Below are 16528 nucleotides of genomic sequence, written 5' to 3' on the forward strand. Positions count from 1 at the left end.
GGCCCTGGACGACGGTGCCCCCGCCACACGGATGTGGCGGGGGCACCGTTTTCAGTTGAGCGGAAGGGTTACAGGCCCAGTTCGCCCTCGAATTCGCCGGCCTCCAGGCGGGCCTTGACGTCGTTGAGGTAGCGGGCGGCGTCGGCGCCGTCCACGAGCTGGTGGTCGTAGGACAGGGTCAGGTAGACCATGTCGCGGACGGCGATGGTCTCGCCCAGGTCCGGGTGGTTGACGACCATCGGGCGGCGCACGGTGGCGCCGATGCCCAGCTCCGCGACCTGCGGGTAGTTCACGATGATGGTGTCGAAGAGCGCGCCCCGCGAACCGGTGTTGCTGATCGTGAACGTGCCGCCGGACATGTCGTCCGGGCCCAGACCGCCCTCGCGGACCTTCTTGGCCAGCTCGGCGGTCTTGCGGGCGATCCCCGCCAGGTTGAGGTTTCCGGCCTCCTTGATGACCGGGACCATCAGACCCTTCTCGGAGTCCACCGCGATGCCGATGTTCTCGACGTCGTGGTAGGTGATGGTGCCGTCGTCGTTCAGCCGCGCGTTGACGGACGGGTGGGCCTTCAGCGCCTCGGCCGCCGCCTGCACGAAGAACGGCATCGGGGAGAGCTTGACGCCCTCGCGCGCCGCGAAGGCGTCCTTCGCGCGGGCCCGCAGCTGCATGATGCGGGTGACGTCCACCTCGACGACCGTGGACAGCTGCGCCTGGCTGTGCAGCGCCTTCATCATGTTGTCCGCGATCAGCTTGCGGATGCGCGGCATCTTCACCGTCTGGCCGCGCAGCGGCGACGGCTCCAGCTTCGGCGAGGTGGGACGGCCGGCCGCCGCGGGGGCGGCAGCGGGGGCCGCCGGGGCCGGGGCCTGGGCCTTGGCCGCCTCGGCGGCCTGGATGACGTCCTGCTTGCGGATGCGGCCACCCACACCGGTGCCGCGCACCGTGCTCAGGTCCACGCCCTGCTCGGACGCCAGCTTGCGCACCAGCGGGGTCACATAGGCGCCGTCGCTCTCCGGCGCCGCGGCCGGAGCCGGGGCGGCCGGGGCCGCCGGAGCCTGTGCGGCGGGTGCGGGCTGAGCCGGAGCGGGCTGGGCCGGCGGCGCCGGCTGCGCGGGCGCCGGCTGGGCCTGCGAGGGCTCCGGAGGCGTCTGCGGTGCGGCGGGCTGCGCCGGTGCCGCGGGGGCCTGCGGGGCCTCCTGCGCGGGCTGCGGCGCCGCCTCGGCGGGCTTGGCCGGAGCCGAGGGGGCGGGGGCCGCGGCGGCCGGAGCGGCACCGGCGGCGCCGATGACGGCCAGCTTGGCGCCGACCTCCGCCGTCTCGTCCTCACCGACGGCGATCTCCAGCAGGGTGCCGGAGGTCGGCGCGGGGATCTCGGTGTCGACCTTGTCGGTGGAGACCTCCAGCAGCGGCTCGTCCGCCTCGACCTCGTCGCCCACCTGCTTGAGCCAGCGGGTGACGGTGCCCTCGGTGACGGACTCGCCCAGCGCGGGCAGCACCACGTCGGTGCCCTCGGCCGCGCCGCCACCGGACGGCGCTGCGGCAGCGGGCTCGGGCTGCGCGGCGGGCGCCGGCTGCTCGGCGGCGGCCGGGGCCGGAGCCGGGGCCTCGGCCTGCGCGGGCTCGGCGGCCGGTGCGGCCGGGGCCGGAGCGCCGGAGCCGTCGTCGATGACGGCCAGCTCGGCGCCGACCTCCACCGTCTCGTCCTCGGCGACCTTGATGGAGGCGATGGTCCCGGAAGCGGGGGCCGGGATCTCGGTGTCGACCTTGTCGGTGGAGACCTCGAGCAGCGGCTCGTCGGCCTCGATGTGCTCACCCTCGGCCTTCAGCCAGCGGGTGACGGTGCCCTCGGTCACGCTCTCGCCGAGCGCCGGCAGGGTTACGGAAACCGCCATGGTTTCTGTTGCTCCTTACAAAACTGTGCGGATGGGTCGCGCCCTGACTGGAACCCGGCGGTCAGTCGTGGGAGTGCAGCGGCTTGCCGGCCAGCGCCAGGTGCGCCTCGCCGAGCGCCTCGGTCTGGGTCGGGTGGGCGTGGATGAGCTGGGCCACCTCTGCGGGCAGCGCCTCCCAGTTGTAGATGAGCTGGGCCTCGGCGACCTGCTCACCCATGCGGTCTCCGACCATGTGGACGCCGACCACGGCACCGTCGCGCACCTGGACGAGCTTGACCTCGCCCGCCGTCTTCAGGATCTTGCTCTTGCCGTTGCCCGCGAGGTTGTACTTGAGCGTGACCACCTTGTCGGCACCGTACCGCTCCTTGGCCTGCTCCTCGGTGAGGCCGACCGAGGCCACCTCCGGGTTGCAGTACGTGACGCGCGGCACACCGGCGTAGTCGACCGGCACCGGGTTGAGCCCGGCCAGCCGCTCCGCGACCAGGATGCCCTCGGCGAAGCCCACGTGCGCGAGCTGGAGGGTGGGGATGAGGTCGCCGACGGCGGAGATCGTCGGGACGCTGGTGCGGCAGTACTCGTCCACCGTGACGAAGCCGCGGTCCATGGTGACCCCGGCCTCCTCGTAGCCCAGGCCCTCGGAGACCGGGCCGCGGCCGATGGCGACCAGCAGCACCTCGGCCTCGAACTCCTTGCCGTCCGCCAGCGTGACCTTGACGCCGTCGGCGGTGTACTCGGCCTTGTCGAAGAAGGTGCCCAGGTTGAACTTGATACCGCGCTTGCGGAAGGCCCGCTCCAGCAGCTTGGAGCTGTTCTCGTCCTCGGCAGGGACCAGGTGCTTGAGGCCCTCGACGACGGTCACGTCCGCGCCGAAGGACTTCCACACGGAGGCGAACTCGACGCCGATGACGCCGCCGCCCAGGATGATCGCGGACTTCGGGACCCGGTCCATGACCAGCGCGTCGTCGGAGCTGATGATGCGCTCGTGGTCGATGGTCAGACCCGGCAGCGACTTGGGCACCGAGCCGGTCGCCAGCAGGATGTGGCGGCCCTCGTAGCGCTGGCCGTTGACATCGACGGAAGTGGGCGAGGACAGCCGGCCCTCGCCCTCCACGTAGGTGACCTTGCGCGAGGCGACCAGCCCCTGCAGGCCCTTGTAGAGCCCGGAGATCACGCCGTCCTTGTACTTGTGGACGCCGGCCATGTCGATGCCCTCGAACGAGGTCTTGACACCGAACTCGGCACTCTCGCGGGACTGGTCGGCCACCTCGCCGGCGTGCAGCAGCGCCTTGGTCGGGATGCAGCCCCGGTGCAGGCAGGTACCGCCCAGCTTGTCCTTCTCGATAAGGGCGACATCCAGACCGAGCTGCGCGGCGCGAAGGGCAGCGGCATAACCGCCGCTACCGCCTCCGAGGATCACTAGGTCGAAAACGGTGCTGGCGTCGTTCGCCACGTCACGTCCTCCATGCATGGGTACGCCGTAGCCGGTCTCGTGTGACCGGGCGGCTTGAGGTTCGGCCGCTTTTGTCTGCTCGGCCCTTTTCATCGCTTCCGGCTTCTGTCAAGCCGTGCGGGGCCCTGTCCTGCCAGTGACCCATCTTTGCACTTGTTGCCGGAAAGCGGGGAGCGGGGTGCCTCCGGCGGTCGGCACGGGGGTGTGGGGCTTCGCGAGGCGAAGCCCCACACCCCTCCCGGTCGGTCCGGTCAGTCGCCCTCGGCCGTGCGCTCCACGAGCCGGACCAGCGTCCGCACCGCCGAGCCCGTGCCGCCCTTGGGGGTGTAGCCGAACGGGCCGGACTCGTTGAAGGCCGGGCCCGCGATGTCCAGGTGCGCCCAGGGCGTGGACTCGGGGACGAACTCCTTCAGGAAGAGCCCGGCCAGCAGGCCGCCGCCCATCCGCTCACCGATGTTGGCGATGTCGGCGACCGGGGAGTCGAAGCTCTTGCGCAGGTGTCCGGGCAGCGGCATCGGCCAGGCGTCCTCGCCCGCCTCCTCGGACGCCTCGTGCAGCGCGGTGCGGAACTCGTCGTCGTTCGCCATGATCCCGAAGGTGCGGTTGCCCAGGGCCAGCACCATCGCGCCGGTCAGCGTCGCGACGTCCACGATCGCGTCCGGCTCCTCCTCGCTCGCGCGGGTCAGCGCGTCCGCCAGCACCAGCCGGCCCTCGGCGTCGGTGTTGAGCACCTCCACCGTCTTGCCGCTGTACATGGTCAGCACATCACCCGGACGAGTGGCCGAGCCGGAGGGCATGTTCTCCGCCAGCGCCAGCCAGCCGGTGACATTGGCCTGGAGCCCCAGCCGGGCGGCGGCCACGACGGCGGCGAAGACGGCGGCAGCGCCGCTCATGTCGCACTTCATCGTCTCGTTGTGACCCGCGGGCTTGAGCGAGATGCCGCCCGAGTCGTAGGTGATGCCCTTGCCGACCAGCGCGAGGGACTGCTTCGCCTTCGGGTGCGACCAGCCGATACGGACCAGCCGCGGCGGCTGTGCCGAGCCGTTGCCGACCCCCAGGATGCCGCCGTAGCCGCCCTTGGCCAGCGCCTTCTCGTCCAGCACCTCGAAGGTGAGGCCGAAGGACTTGGCCGCGGCGCGGGCCTCGGCGGCGAAGGTCTTGGGGTCGAGCCCGTTGGCCGGGGTGTTGATCAGGTCACGCGCCCGGTGCACCTCCTCGGCCACCACCTGCGCGCGCTCCACGGCCGCCTTGTGCGCCTTGTCCCGCGGCTTGGCGCCGACCAGCGCGATCTCCGCGAGCGGCGCCGAGCTGTCCTTGGCCTCCTTGCCGCTCTTGTCGCCCTTGTTCTGGGCGTTCTTCTCCTTGCCCCGGTAGGCGGTGAAGGAGTAGGCGCCAAGCAGCGCGCCCTCGGCGACGGCGGAGACGGCCTCGGCGTCCTCGACCGGCAGCGCGAACGCGGCCTTCTTGCTGCCGGCCAGCGCCCGTGCGGCGGCACCGGCGGCGCGGCGCAGCACCTCGGCGTCGTACGACTCCTGCTTGCCGGCCGCCTCGCCCAGCCCGACCGCCACGACGACGGGGGCCTTCACGCCGGTCGCGGGGGCCGGCAGCTTGGTGACCTCGCCCTCGCCGCCGCTCGCGCCGAGCGTCTCGAGCGTCGCGGCCAGCTTGCCGCCGTACGCCTTGTCCACGGCCTCCGCGCCGGGGGCGAGGACGACGGCCGCCTTGGCAGCGCGGCCCTTGCCGGAGGAGCCGTTCTTGGCGATACCGACGACGACGGCGTCCGCGCGCAGCGTCGCGGCGGACGAGGAGCTGAGAGTCAGTGCAGACACGTGGGAGAGACCTTCTTCCTGAACATGGCTTCGGAGTGCGTGTCGCCTCCGGTCGGTTCGGAGCGCATCGGCTCCGGCTTCGGACGTTCCGGGCATCGTATGCCCGTGCCCCCGGGAACGCCGGGGGAGTTACGGGTGGGGGTGGAAGCGGAGGTTCGCGGCAATCCCGTCACAGCACCGCGGCCACGACGAGCGTGCAGCAGCCCGCGGCCTCGGCCACCGCGCCGAAGACATCCCCCGTCACGCCGCCGAATCGGGCCGTGCAGCGCCGCAACAGGGCCTCGGCGGCGCACAGTCCGAGCGCGGCGGCGACCGCGAAGCCGGCGATCCGCCCCACCGGTCCCGGGCAGACGGCTCCCAGACCGACGGCCACCGCCACACACAGCCCGGCCACCCCCAGCGCGGCCCCGCGCGGCACCGTCCCGGCGACGGCTGCCCCCAGCCCGTCGGGCCGCGCGGCGGGTACGCCCTCGCGGGAGGCGAGGGTGAGGGCGCCGCGTGCGGCGACGGCGGAGGCGACGGCACCGGCGGTACCGGTGGCCCACCCCTGGCCGTACAGCGCGGCGAGCGCGGCCACCTGTCCCAGCAGTACGAACACCAGCGTGATGACGCCGAACGGCCCGATGTCGGACTGCTTCATCACCCGCAGCGCGTCCTCGGCCGGCTTGCCGCTGCCCAGGCCGTCGGCGACGTCGGCGAGGCCGTCCAGGTGCAGCCCCCGGGTCAGTACCGCGGGCACCGCCACGGTCGCCACGGCGGCGAGCAGTGCCGAGGCGCCGCACGCCAGCAGTACGGCGCCCACGGCGGCGGCGACCAGCCCCACCACGAGCCCGACCGCCGGGGCGCACACCATGCCCACGCGCGCGGCGGGCCTGTCCCACCGCTCGACGCCGACGGGCAGCACGGTCAGCGTTCCGAAGGCGAATCGCAGTCCCTGGGCCGCCGAGGCTCTGTCGGTCTCCGCGGATGACGAGGAATCCATGGCCGAGCAGGCTACTGCCCGAGCGCAAAGGGAGGGACGCGCCCCCGAGGGGCGCGGGGAACTGCGCGACCAGCCAACGAATCACCCGCAGTCTGCAACGCACAGGGAGAGGCAGCCCCTTCCCAGCACACACGCGAGGGCGGCCGGCTCAGGTGATGTCCACAGCCTCCGCGGAGTGGGGCGCCCCCTCCCGTTCCCGTACGGGAAGTTCCGCGGCCAGTGCCGCCGCGGCCCGCACCAGGGGCAGCGCCAACAGCGCTCCGGTGCCACCCCCCACCTCGACGCCCTGCTCCAAGAGCGGATCGGCGGCCAGCCTGTCCAGCGCCTTGGCCTGGGCCGGTTCGCTGCCGGCCTGGCCCGCCAGCCACCAGTCCGGGGCCCGGAAGGCCACCCGCTGGCCGACCAGCGCGCACGCCGCCGAGACGACGCCGTCGAGGATGACTGGCGTGTGCCGGACCGCCGACTGGAGCAGGAACCCGGTCATGGCCGTCAGGTCGGCGCCGCCCACCGTCGCCAGCAGTTGGAGCTGGTCGCCCAGGACCGGCCGGGCCCGGCGCAGTCCGTCGCGGATGGCGGCACACTTGCGCATCCACGTCAGGTCGTCGATGCCGCCCCCGCCCCGGCCGGTGACCACCGAGGCGTCGGTTCCGCACAGCGCGGCGACCAGCGTTCCGGCCGCCGTGGTGCCGCCGACGCTCAGGTCGCCGAGGACCACCAGGTCGGTACCGGCGTCCGCCTCCTCGTCGGCGACGGCCATCCCCGCGCGGAACGCCGCCTCGGCCTCCTGGGGCGTCAACGTGTCTTCACTGTCCAGCCGTCCGGACGAACGGCGCACCCGGTGCCGCGTCACCTCGGCCGGCAGCTCGTCCGCTTCGCAGTCGAGCGCCATGTCGACCACGCGGACCGGAACCTCGAACTGCCGCGCCAGGACGGCAGCGGGCGAGACGCCGTCCAGCAGCTCACGTACGAGCTCCTTGGCGGTGCCCGGTTGCCGGGTGGAGACGCCGAGTTCGGCGACGCCGTGGTCGCCGGCGAAGACCACCAGGCGCGGGTTGACCACCGGCCGCACAGGCACGCGTGCCTGTGCGGAGCTGAGCCATTCGCCCACGTCCTCCAGCCGTCCCAGGGCGCGCGGGGGCAGCCCGGTCAGCGCACGCCGCTCCTCGGCTTCCCGGCGCAGGCCGCCGTGCGGGCGCTCGATGAGGTCGGAGAAGTCGTCCAGATCCAGGGTGCGGTCGCTCATGCCCGCTGAGATTACGTGAGCGGCTTGCGCCCGTGTGGGGCGCCTTGCTGATGAGGCCACGCCCGCGCGGCGGAGCCGCACATGGGAGGAAGCCCCGCGCCCCTGAAGGGCCCGCACCCTCTCACCGCAGTGGTACCGCCACGCCCGCGACCGTCAGCAGCACATGCTCGCACTCAGCGGCGAACGCCGCGTTCAGGCGGCCCAGTTCGTCGCGGAAGCGCCGCCCGGCGGGGGTGGCGGGCACCACCCCGGAGCCCACCTCGTTGCTGACCGCGACCAGCCGCCGCCGCGTGCCTCGTACGGCCGCCACGAGCGCCCGCACCCGCGCGGCCAGCTCGGCGGCACCGCCCCGCTCCCACCGCTCGTCGTCCCAGGCGCCCACCTCGTCCATGGCGTGGGTCAGCCACAGCGCCAGACAGTCGATCAGCAGCGGCGGCCCTTCCTGCTCCAGCAGCGGCACCAGGTCGCAGGTCTCCTCGGTACGCCAGGAGGCGGGCCGCCGCTCACGGTGCTCGGCCACCCGCGCCGCCCACTCGGGGTCACCGTCGCGGGTGCCGCCGGTGGCCACGTAGACCACCCCGGGGAACGCGGCCAGCCGCCGCTCGGCCTCGACGGACTTGCCCGAGCGGGCCCCGCCCAGCACCAGCGTGCGGCGCGGGGGCTCGGAGACGTCCACCCCGCCGTGGAACTCGCCGACGGTGAGCGTCGTACCGTCCGGAACGGCCCGCGCACCGGCCGCCGCCAGCCGCCGGTGCAGCTCGGGACCCGGTGGCACGTCGTGCCCGAGGTGGACGGCGAGCACATCGGTGGCCGCGCCCACCAGGCCGGCCTCCCGCAGCCGGGCCAGCGCGTCGGGCCGCCCGGCGACGTCCAGCAGCGCCACGTCGTAGGGGCCGCCGTGCCCGGCCCCACGCTCGCCCGCCCCGGCGAGCGCGGCGCCCGGCGGCAGGTACAGCAGCCGCTCGCCGCCCGGTCCGGCCACCAGATAGCCGGTGCCGGGCGAGTCCAGCGCCAGCGCCCGCACCCGGTGCCCGCTGATCAGCGCCAGCTCCTGCCGCTCCGGCACCCGAACGGGTGCAGGCAGCCCCGCGGGCACCTCCAGCGCGGGCCCGTCGTGCGGATGGGTGAGCAGCACCTGCCGTACGCCGCTGAGCGACTGGCCCGCCCGCGCTGCGGCGAAGGCGGGCCCGGGGGTCAGGTCGAGCAGCAGGGTGCTGTCCACCAGCAGTGCCGTGGCGGCCCGCGCCTCCGGGCCGCTCGCGGCGGCGCAGCGCGCGCAGGGGCAGTCGGGACGGGGGAGACCGGCGGGCTCGCCGGTGCCGAGCAGTGTCAGTTCCACCCTCTGATCGTCTCGTGACCTGCCACCGGGTGCGCACAGGGGACTACGCTTCCGGGAGCAACCGGCGATCTTACGGAGGCACTGATGGCGTGGACGTGGCGGTTCGAGAAGGCCGACGGCACCGAGACGGAACCGGCCGTACAGCCCGAGGAGTTCCCCACCCAGTCGGACGCCGAGTCATGGCTCGGAGAGGTGTGGCGGGAGCTCCTGGAGGGCGGAACCGATCAGGTGACCCTCCAGGAGGACGGGAGCACCGTCTACGGGCCGATGAGCCTGCACTCCGCCACGGAGTGACTTCCTGGGGGAGAGGGTGCCCCTTGCCGTGCGGGGCGGGCGTTACCCCCGTACCCCGAACAGGTGCAGCGACTCGGCCACGCCCCGGTAGGGGTCCATGCGGCAGGCCCTCTCCTCCACGTCCAGTGCTTCCTCGCCCTCACCGGCGAAGACGCCCACGCCGTACCAGCGCTCCATGGGCACCCCGATCCGGGCGAGGAACGAGGTCAGCGACTCCAGCCGCAGGAAGCGGTCGCCCTCGGCCGGTTCCGTCACCAGGGCGGCGTGCGCGCCGTCCCAGTCGCCGGCCAGCCCGGGGCGCATCGCGCGTGCCGCCACATTGGGCACCACCAGCGAGAGCAGCCCTCCCGCGTCCAGCACCCGGGCGAGCCCGGCGAGCGTGCTGTCCGGGTCAGGTGTCCGGTCGAGCACGTCGTGGCCGAGCACCACGTCGAAGGTGCCGGGCAGGAAGTGCGCCCCGGTGTCCTGGCCGCCGCCGGCCATGGTGCGGAAGCGCGCGCGGATGCCCTCGGGCTCGTGGCCCAGCGCCGCCTCCACCGCGGCCAGCCGCGCGGGCTCGGCCTCCAGGCCCGTCACCTCGTGGCCGGCCCGGGCCAGCCGCAGCGCCTGCGCGCCGTCGCCCATCCCGGCGTCCAGTACTCGGAGCCGGCGCCCCACCTCGAAGTGCGCGGAGATCCGCTCCTCGAGCTGCCGGGCGACCAGCTCCTGCCGGGTCAGGGCTTCTCGCCGCGCGCCACCTGCGGCTTGGGCAGGCGCATGCGGCGCATCTGAAGAGTCCGCATCAGCGCGTAGGCGATGGCGCCCCGGCGGTTCTCGTCCGGGTAGCGCTCGCGGATCTTCTTCTTGAGCCGTACCGAGATGCCGATCGAGTCGACGACGATCAGCAGGATCACCACGAGCCACAGCAGCAGCGAGATGTTCTTCAGCTGGAGCGAGGGCAGCATGCTCAGCACAAGGATGATCACGGCGAGCGGCAGGAAGAACTCCGCGACGCTGAAGCGCGAGTCCACGAAGTCGCGCGCCAGCCGCCGCACCGGGCCCTTGTCCCGTGCGGGCAGGTGGCGCTCGTCCCCGCTGGCCAGCGCCTCGCGCTGCTTGGCCAGCGCGGCCCTGCGGGCCTCCCGCTGCCGCTTGGCCGCGTCCTTGCGGCTCTGCGGGCCTGTGGCGGCCATCGGGCGGCGCGGGCCGCGTGCCTCGTTGCGCTTGGGGGTGGGGCGACCCTTGGGGGCTTGCGGGTCGCGCGGCTGCCTGGGCTCGGCCGCCGTCACCTGAGGTGAGTCGGCCTGCCCTGATTTCGTCGAACGGCTACGGAACACATCTCAAGAGTACGGTGTGCGGGAGAGTGGGCCCCAGCCCCCAGGGGAATGGGCCGGAGCACCGATCCCAACGGTGACCGGATGCCTACTCCCTGCGCCGGAGAGGGCGGGCGGCTGATCGTCCTCGAGGAGGAGCGCATCCGTGCCCGAACGGTGCGGTAATGGAAGACAGCCCCGTACTCTGGGGTCTGTAGGTTGCCGAGGGCTTGAGTCCGTTACGAAGGGGGCGCGCGAGGCCCATGAGCGGTGTCATGAAGCGTATGGGGATGATCTTCCGCGCGAAGGCCAACAAGGCCCTGGACCGGGCTGAGGACCCGCGTGAGACGCTCGACTACTCCTACCAGAAGCAGCTGGAGCTGTTGCAGAAGGTGCGCAGGGGCGTCGCGGACGTCGCGACCTCCCGGAAGCGCCTGGAGCTGCAGATGACCCAGCTGCAGGGGCAGTCCTCGAAACTGGAGGAACAGGGCAAGAAGGCGCTCGCGCTGGGCCGGGAGGACCTGGCCCGCGAGGCGCTCTCCCGCAGGGCGGCGCTCCAGCAGCAGGTCACCGACCTGGAGGGGCAGCACCAGACCCTGCAGGGCGAGGAGGAGAAGCTGACGCTGGCGGCGCAGCGCCTCCAGGCCAAGGTGGACGCGTTCCGCACCAAGAAGGAGACCATCAAGGCCACCTACACGGCGGCCCAGGCACAGACCCGGATCGGCGAGGCGTTCTCCGGCATCTCGGAGGAGATGGGCGACGTCGGTATGGCCATCCAGCGGGCGGAGGACAAGACGGCCCAGCTCCAGGCCCGCTCCGGTGCCATCGACGAGCTGCTGGCCTCCGGCGCGCTGGACGACCCCTCCGGCATGGCCAAGGACGACATCACCGCCGAGCTCGACCGCCTCTCGGGCGGCAGCGACGTGGAGCTGGAGCTTCAGCGGATGAAGGCGGAGCTGGCCGGCGGCAGCGGCGGTGGCCAGCAGGCCATCGAGGGGGGCCAGGGTCAGGAAGGCCAGGCGAACGGCCAGCAGGAAGCGCCCAAGTTCAACAAGGAGTGAACGGGGCCGCAGCGGTATCCCCCCGCAGCCGGAGGAGGAGAACGGCATGATCGTACGGATCATGGGCGAAGGCCAGGTCGAACTGGACGACAGCCACGTCGTCGAGCTCAACAAGCTCGACGACGAACTGCTCCAGGAGATGGAGAGCGGCGACGAGGCCGGCTTCCGCCGTACCCTCTACGCGCTGCTGGAAGCCGTCCGCAGGATGGGCAGGCCACTGCCCGACGACGCGCTCGAACCCTCCGAGCTGATCCTGCCCGCGCCCGACGCGAGCCTGGACGAGGTACGGGAGATGCTCGGCGACGACGGACTCATCCCCGGCTAGCCCGGCCCCGCGCCCCGGACAGCGCGCTCCTCGCCACCCCCCACCCGCACCCCCGGCGGGCACCACCCGTACGCACAGCCCCGCACGACCGAACGACACAGCCCGCACGACCGAACGCCCCGCACGACCGCACGACCCGCCCAACGCGACCTGCGAGAGCAGATCACGACGCACACATCCCAGGAGAGCCGGGCATACGGTGCCTGCCGTGACACTCCGCGACATCCGCGAGCGACTCCGCGCGCATCCCCATGCGGTCGACGCCCTCATCGCCGCGGGGACGTTCTGCTGCATCCTCCTCGGCGCCGCCACGGAGCCGCACGGGCCGGACGGTCAGCCGCAGTTCGCCGAGCGTGAGATCACCGGCCAGACCGTGCTGCTGGCCGCGCTCTCCTGCGGGGTGCTGGCGCTGCGCCGCCGCGCTCCGATGCCGGTACTGCTGGTGACCGGCCTGATCTCCGTCGTCGCCCTCGTCGCGGGGGACACGCCCCGCGCGGGCTCGGCGCCGGAGGCGCCGCTCGTCTCGGCCGCCGTCATCGCGCTCTACACCGTCAGCAACACCACCGACCGCCGCACCAGCTGGCGGGTCGGCGCCCTGGCCGTCGGAGTGCTCACCGGCGCCGGCATGCTCTTCGGGGCCCGCCCCTGGTACGCGCAGGAGAACCTCGGCATCTTCGCCTGGACCGCGCTGGCCGCCGCCGTCGGCGAGGCCGTACGCAACCGGCGGGCCTTCGTCGACGCCATCCGGGAGCGGGCCGAGCGCGCCGAACGCACCCGCGAGGAGGAGGCCAGGCGCCGCGTCGCGGAGGAGCGTATGCGCATCGCCCGCGAACTGCACGATGTCGTCGCCCACCACATCGCGCTGGTCAACGTCCAGGCCGGAGTGGCGTCCCACGTCATGGACCAACGCCCCGACCAGGCCAAACAGGCCCTCGCGCACGTCCGGGAAGCCAGCAGGCACGCCCTGGCCGAGCTGCAGACCACCGTGGGACTGCTGCGCCAGTCCGGGGAGAGCACCGCACCCACCGAGCCCGCGCCCGGCCTGGAGGTGCTGGACGACCTGGTGGACGGCTTCCGGCACGCCGGGATGTCCGTCGACGTGGAGGCGCCGCCGCCCGGCGGGGCGCCGCCGCTGTCCTCGGCCGTGGACCTGACCGCCTACCGCGTCGTCCAGGAAGCCCTCACCAACGTGCAGAAGCACGCGGGCATCGGCGCCCACGCCGAGGTGCGGATACGCCGGGACGCGCGGGCGCTGGAGATCGTCGTCATCGACGACGGCGCGGGCACCACCCACACCGTCCCGGACGACGCCGACACCCTCGCCGAGGGCCCCACGGAATCCGGTCCCGAAGGGGACGACGGAGCGCGGCGCGGCGAGGGCGGCGGCAACGGCGGCCACGGCCTGGTCGGGATGCGGGAGCGGGCCGCCGCGCTGCACGGCGCCTGCGAGACGGGGCCGCTCCCCGGCGGCGGGTTCCGGGTCCGCGTACGGTTGCCGCTGGAGAGCTCGGCGCCCCGGAAGGAGACCCCCGCATGATCCGTGTCGTACTCGCCGACGACCAGGCGTTGCTGCGCAGCGCGTTCCGGGTGCTGGTCGACTCCGAGGCCGATATGGAGGTCGTGGGCGAGGCGGCCGACGGGCAGGAGGCCGTGGCCCTGGTGCGGGAGAAGGGCGCCGACGTGGTCCTGATGGACATCCGGATGCCGGGCACCGACGGGCTGGCCGCCACCCGCGCCATCAGCGCCGACCCCGCGCTGGCCGACGTCAAGGTCGTCATCCTCACCACCTTCGAGGTGGACGAGTACGTGGTCGGCGCGCTGCGCGCCGGTGCCTCCGGGTTCCTCGGCAAGGGCGCAGAGCCCGGCGAACTCCTCTCCGCGATCCGGACGGCCGCCAAGGGCGAGGCCCTGCTGTCCCCGCTCGCGACCAAGGGCCTGATAGCCAGGTTCCTCGCCCAGGGCGGCAGTTCGGACCCGGAGGGTGCCGGAGTCAAGGGGAGCGGCCCGGCCCGGCTGGAGGCGCTGACAGCGCGCGAGCGCGAGGTGCTCACCCAGGTGGCCGCCGGACTCTCCAACGACGAGATAGGCGAACGGCTCGACGTCAGCCCGCTCACCATAAAGACACACGTCAACCGCACCATGGCCAAGCTCGGCGCCCGCGACCGGGCGCAGTTGGTGGTGGCCGCCTACGAGAGCGGCCTGGTGCGGCCGGCTCTCTGAGCGGCGTACATTCTGCGCGCTGACGCCGCTTCGGGGTGCCCCCGGTTGTGGACGCACGCCCCGTTTGTGTCCCGGCTCGCCGCCGAGTGGTCGTGTCGGGGGGCTCCTCCCCCAGACTCCGTCCGGGGGACCCCCACCCAACGGCCCCCGCTAGGTGTGTTGTTCGGGGAGGTTGGTGACAGGTGACACGCTGTGGGTGGTCCTTGAACGGGGTGAGGGCCTTCTGGCTCGGTGTGGATTGCGACATCTACCGCCGAGTGCAGGAGGCCCTCGTGATCCACCGTAATGCCCCGCTGACCCCGACCGGGCGTCTGCGTCTGGCTCGCTGTGTCGTGGAGGAGGGCTGGCCGCTGCGCCAGGCTGCCGAACGTTTCCAGGTCAGTCACACCACCGCTGCCCGGTGGGCTTCCCGCTACCGGCAGCGGGGAGAGGCCGGCTTGTACGACCGCTCCAGCCGTCCGCGTCACTGCCCTGGACAGACCCCGCCCGCCACAGAAGCGCAGGTGGTGCGCATGCGCCGCGAGCACCGTATCGGGCCCCTGCGCCTGGCCGCCCGCACCGGGCCGGCCGCCTCCACCTGCCACCGCATCCTGGCCCGCTGCGGCATGCCTCCCCTGGCCGCCCTGGACCGGGCCACCGGCGAGCCCGTCCGCCGCTACGAACGCTCCCGCCCCGGCGAACTCGTCCATATCGATGTCAAGAAACTCGGCCGTATCCCCGACGGCGGCGGCCACAAGGTCCACGGCCGGGCCGACAGCCCGAACAAGGACCGCCGCCACGGAAAGGGATACGCCTGCCTCCACACCGCCCTGGACGACCACTCCCGCCTCGCCTACACCGAGAACCTGCCCGATGAGAAGGCCCCCACCTGCGCCGCCTTCCTCCGACGGGCCACCGCCTGGTTCGCACGCCACGGCATCACCATCGAACGGGTCCTGACCGACAACGCCTGGGCCTACACCCAGAAAACCTGGAAGACCACCTGCCACGACCTGGGCATCCGCCCCCGCTACACCCGCCCCTGGCGCCCCCAGACCAACGGCAAAGTCGAACGCTTCCACCGCACCCTGCTCGAAGAATGGGCCTACCAGCGGCCCTACACCTCAGAAACCGAACGACAAGCAGCGTTTCCCGGCTGGCTCGACTGGTACAACCACCACCGACCCCACACCGGCATCAAAGGCCAAACCCCCGCCAGCCGCGTCACCAACCTCCCCGAACAACACAGCTAGGTGGGCTTCGCCCCCTAGGACCCCCCTGCCCCCTGGGATCACCCCATCGACGCAAAGAGCACCCCCTCAGTGGTGCGGGTCCTTGGACCGGCCGGTGACGACCCTGCGGGAGTCACCGACAGGTCCAAGGGCCTGGGGCGTGAGCCGGAACCAGGGAACGTCTACCGGATTGTGCTGTTGCGGAAGGGGGCTCCTAGGGGGGCGAAGCCCCCGTAGCGGGGGGCTGTTGGGGGGCGGAGCCCCCCAACGCCCGTCCGGCGAGGACCCGGGGGTTTGGGGGCGGAGCCCCCATAAACGGAAGAGGGTCAGAGGGCTGAGCCCTCAGCCAATGGAAGCGGCCCCCACCCCAGAGGCCTCAGTTCAGGTGGGCCTGAACTTCGGTGGCGGCATCATGGCCGTAGGCCTTCGTGAAGCGCTCCATGAAATGGACCCGCTTCAACTCGTACTCCTGGGTCCCGACGGTCTCGACGACCAGAGTCGCCAGCATGCACCCGACCTGCGCGGCCCGCTCCAGGCTGACCCCCCAGGCCAGACCGGAGAGGAACCCCGCGCGGAAGGCGTCACCGACCCCGGTGGGGTCGGCCTTCTGCTTCTCCTCGGCGACGCCGACAAAGATCGACTCCTCACCGGCCCGGTCGATCCGGGCTCCCTTCTTGCCGAGGGTGGTGACGCGGGTGCCGACGCGCTGGAGCACCTCCTCGTCGCTCCAGCCGGTCTTGTTCTCGATCAGCTCCTTCTCGTACTCGTTCGAGAAGAGGTAGGCGGCGCCGTCGGTCAGCTCGCGGATGCCCTCGCCGTCCATGCGGGCGATCTGCTGGGAGTAGTCGGCGGCGAACGGGATGCCCCTGGTGCGGCACTCCTCGGTGTGGCGGAGCATGCCTTCGGGGTCGTCGGCTCCGATGAGCACGAGGTCGAGCCGGCCGACGCGGTCGGCGACGTGCTGGATCTCGATGTTCCGCGCCTCGCTCATGGCTCCGGTGTAGAAGGAGCCGATCTGGTTGTTGTCCGCGTCCGTGGTGCAGACGAATCGTGCGGTGTGTGCGACCTCGGAGATGTGCACGGACTCGGTGTCGACTCCGTGCCGTTCGAGCCAGACTCGGTACTCGTCGAAGTCCTCTCCCGCCGCGCCGACGAGGATGGGCCGGGCGCCGAGTTGGCCCATGCCGAAGGCGATGTTGGCGCCGACTCCGCCGCGGCGGATGTCGAGGCGGTCGACGAGGAAGGAGAGCGAGACCGTGTGCAACTGGTCGGCGACCAGTTGGTCGGAGAAGCGCCCCGGAAAGGTCATCAGGTGGTCGTTTGCGATGGACCCGCAGACTGCGATACGCACGACGAATTCTGCTCCTGAGAGACATCGGGTACCCCCGTA

Annotated in this window: 15 protein-coding genes; 6 read left to right on the plus strand and 9 right to left on the minus strand. The window is 72.6% G+C overall.

The features are described from left to right. Positions 1 to 68: 68 nt before the first annotated feature. From sucB to HC362_RS24465, 6 genes are all read right to left on the minus strand, one after another. Positions 69 to 1892 carry a 2-oxoglutarate dehydrogenase, E2 component, dihydrolipoamide succinyltransferase gene (gene sucB, locus HC362_RS24440; protein ID WP_243086268.1) on the minus strand — a complete coding sequence of 608 codons (1824 nt, stop codon included), beginning with the start codon at positions 1890 to 1892 and terminating at the stop codon, positions 69 to 71. Between the two features lie 61 nt (positions 1893 to 1953). Further along, on the minus strand, positions 1954 to 3342 hold the full coding sequence (gene lpdA / locus HC362_RS24445; protein WP_243086270.1) for a dihydrolipoyl dehydrogenase: 1389 nt from the start codon (positions 3340 to 3342) through the stop codon (positions 1954 to 1956). A gap of 251 nt (positions 3343 to 3593) precedes the next feature. Next, positions 3594 to 5171 carry a leucyl aminopeptidase gene (locus HC362_RS24450; RefSeq protein ID WP_243086271.1) on the minus strand — a complete coding sequence of 526 codons (1578 nt, stop codon included), beginning with the start codon at positions 5169 to 5171 and terminating at the stop codon, positions 3594 to 3596. A 169-nt stretch (positions 5172 to 5340) separates the two neighbouring features. Beyond that, entirely contained in the window at positions 5341 to 6153 is an 813-nt protein-coding gene (locus tag HC362_RS24455; RefSeq protein WP_243086273.1) for an adenosylcobinamide-GDP ribazoletransferase, read from the minus strand. Between the two features lie 148 nt (positions 6154 to 6301). Beyond that, a complete protein-coding gene (locus HC362_RS24460) occupies positions 6302 to 7396 on the minus strand; it encodes a nicotinate-nucleotide--dimethylbenzimidazole phosphoribosyltransferase (protein ID WP_243086275.1) in 1095 nt (364 codons plus the stop codon). A 121-nt stretch (positions 7397 to 7517) separates the two neighbouring features. Next, positions 7518 to 8735 carry a bifunctional adenosylcobinamide kinase/adenosylcobinamide-phosphate guanylyltransferase gene (locus HC362_RS24465; RefSeq protein ID WP_243086276.1) on the minus strand — a complete coding sequence of 406 codons (1218 nt, stop codon included), beginning with the start codon at positions 8733 to 8735 and terminating at the stop codon, positions 7518 to 7520. 84 nt (positions 8736 to 8819) lie between these two features. Between HC362_RS24465 and HC362_RS24470 the strand changes: the two genes are divergently transcribed. Then, a complete protein-coding gene (locus tag HC362_RS24470; RefSeq protein ID WP_243086278.1) occupies positions 8820 to 9029 on the plus strand; it encodes a hypothetical protein in 210 nt (69 codons plus the stop codon). A 42-nt stretch (positions 9030 to 9071) separates the two neighbouring features. On the opposite strand, the gene HC362_RS24475 is transcribed toward HC362_RS24470, so the two are convergent. Further along, entirely contained in the window at positions 9072 to 9746 is a 675-nt protein-coding gene (locus tag HC362_RS24475; RefSeq protein ID WP_279240185.1) for a methyltransferase domain-containing protein, read from the minus strand. Then, positions 9743 to 10345: a DUF3043 domain-containing protein gene (locus tag HC362_RS24480; RefSeq protein ID WP_243086282.1), complete on the minus strand. Its 603-nt coding sequence runs from the start codon at positions 10343 to 10345 to the stop codon at positions 9743 to 9745. Before HC362_RS24480 ends, HC362_RS24475 begins: the two co-directional genes overlap by 4 nt. Positions 10346 to 10596: 251 nt before the next feature. Between HC362_RS24480 and HC362_RS24485 the strand changes: the two genes are divergently transcribed. The 5 genes from HC362_RS24485 to HC362_RS24505 all read left to right on the plus strand — a co-directional run bounded on the left by HC362_RS24485 (position 10597) and on the right by HC362_RS24505 (position 15159). Next, positions 10597 to 11382, plus strand: a complete 786-nt coding sequence (locus HC362_RS24485; protein WP_243086283.1) for a PspA/IM30 family protein — start codon at positions 10597 to 10599, stop codon at positions 11380 to 11382. Positions 11383 to 11428: 46 nt separating this feature from the next. Then, positions 11429 to 11707: a hypothetical protein gene (locus HC362_RS24490; RefSeq protein ID WP_243086284.1), complete on the plus strand. Its 279-nt coding sequence runs from the start codon at positions 11429 to 11431 to the stop codon at positions 11705 to 11707. A 199-nt stretch (positions 11708 to 11906) separates the two neighbouring features. Continuing rightward, entirely contained in the window at positions 11907 to 13244 is a 1338-nt protein-coding gene (locus HC362_RS24495) for a histidine kinase (RefSeq protein WP_243086286.1), read from the plus strand. After that, positions 13241 to 13927, plus strand: coding sequence for a response regulator transcription factor (locus HC362_RS24500; protein ID WP_243086287.1), 687 nt, complete (start codon positions 13241 to 13243; stop codon positions 13925 to 13927). The genes HC362_RS24495 and HC362_RS24500 overlap by 4 nt, the downstream gene beginning before the upstream one ends. A 272-nt stretch (positions 13928 to 14199) precedes the next feature. Next, a complete protein-coding gene (locus HC362_RS24505; protein ID WP_243083959.1) occupies positions 14200 to 15159 on the plus strand; it encodes an IS481 family transposase in 960 nt (319 codons plus the stop codon). 355 nt (positions 15160 to 15514) lie between these two features. On the opposite strand, the gene HC362_RS24510 is transcribed toward HC362_RS24505, so the two are convergent. Then, entirely contained in the window at positions 15515 to 16489 is a 975-nt protein-coding gene (locus HC362_RS24510; RefSeq protein ID WP_243086289.1) for a carbohydrate kinase family protein, read from the minus strand. Positions 16490 to 16528 lie beyond the last annotated feature (39 nt).

This window comes from Streptomyces sp. 891-h, from assembly GCF_022760275.1.
GTDB classification, from domain to species: Bacteria; Actinomycetota; Actinomycetes; order Streptomycetales; family Streptomycetaceae; genus Streptomyces; species Streptomyces spirodelae.

Bases quoted from the DNA above. Each gene is read 5' to 3' on its own strand.
- sucB (WP_243086268.1), bottom strand. From the start codon at position 1,892: ATGGCGGTTTCCGTAACCCTGCCGGCGCTCGGCGAGAGCGTGACCGAG.
- HC362_RS24455 (WP_243086273.1), bottom strand. From the start codon at position 6,153: ATGGATTCCTCGTCATCCGCGGAGACCGACAGAGCCTCGGCGGCCCAG.
- HC362_RS24460 (WP_243086275.1), bottom strand. From the start codon at position 7,396: ATGAGCGACCGCACCCTGGATCTGGACGACTTCTCCGACCTCATCGAG.
- HC362_RS24470 (WP_243086278.1), top strand. From the start codon at position 8,820: ATGGCGTGGACGTGGCGGTTCGAGAAGGCCGACGGCACCGAGACGGAA.
- HC362_RS24485 (WP_243086283.1), top strand. From the start codon at position 10,597: ATGAAGCGTATGGGGATGATCTTCCGCGCGAAGGCCAACAAGGCCCTG.
- HC362_RS24490 (WP_243086284.1), top strand. From the start codon at position 11,429: ATGATCGTACGGATCATGGGCGAAGGCCAGGTCGAACTGGACGACAGC.
- HC362_RS24500 (WP_243086287.1), top strand. From the start codon at position 13,241: ATGATCCGTGTCGTACTCGCCGACGACCAGGCGTTGCTGCGCAGCGCG.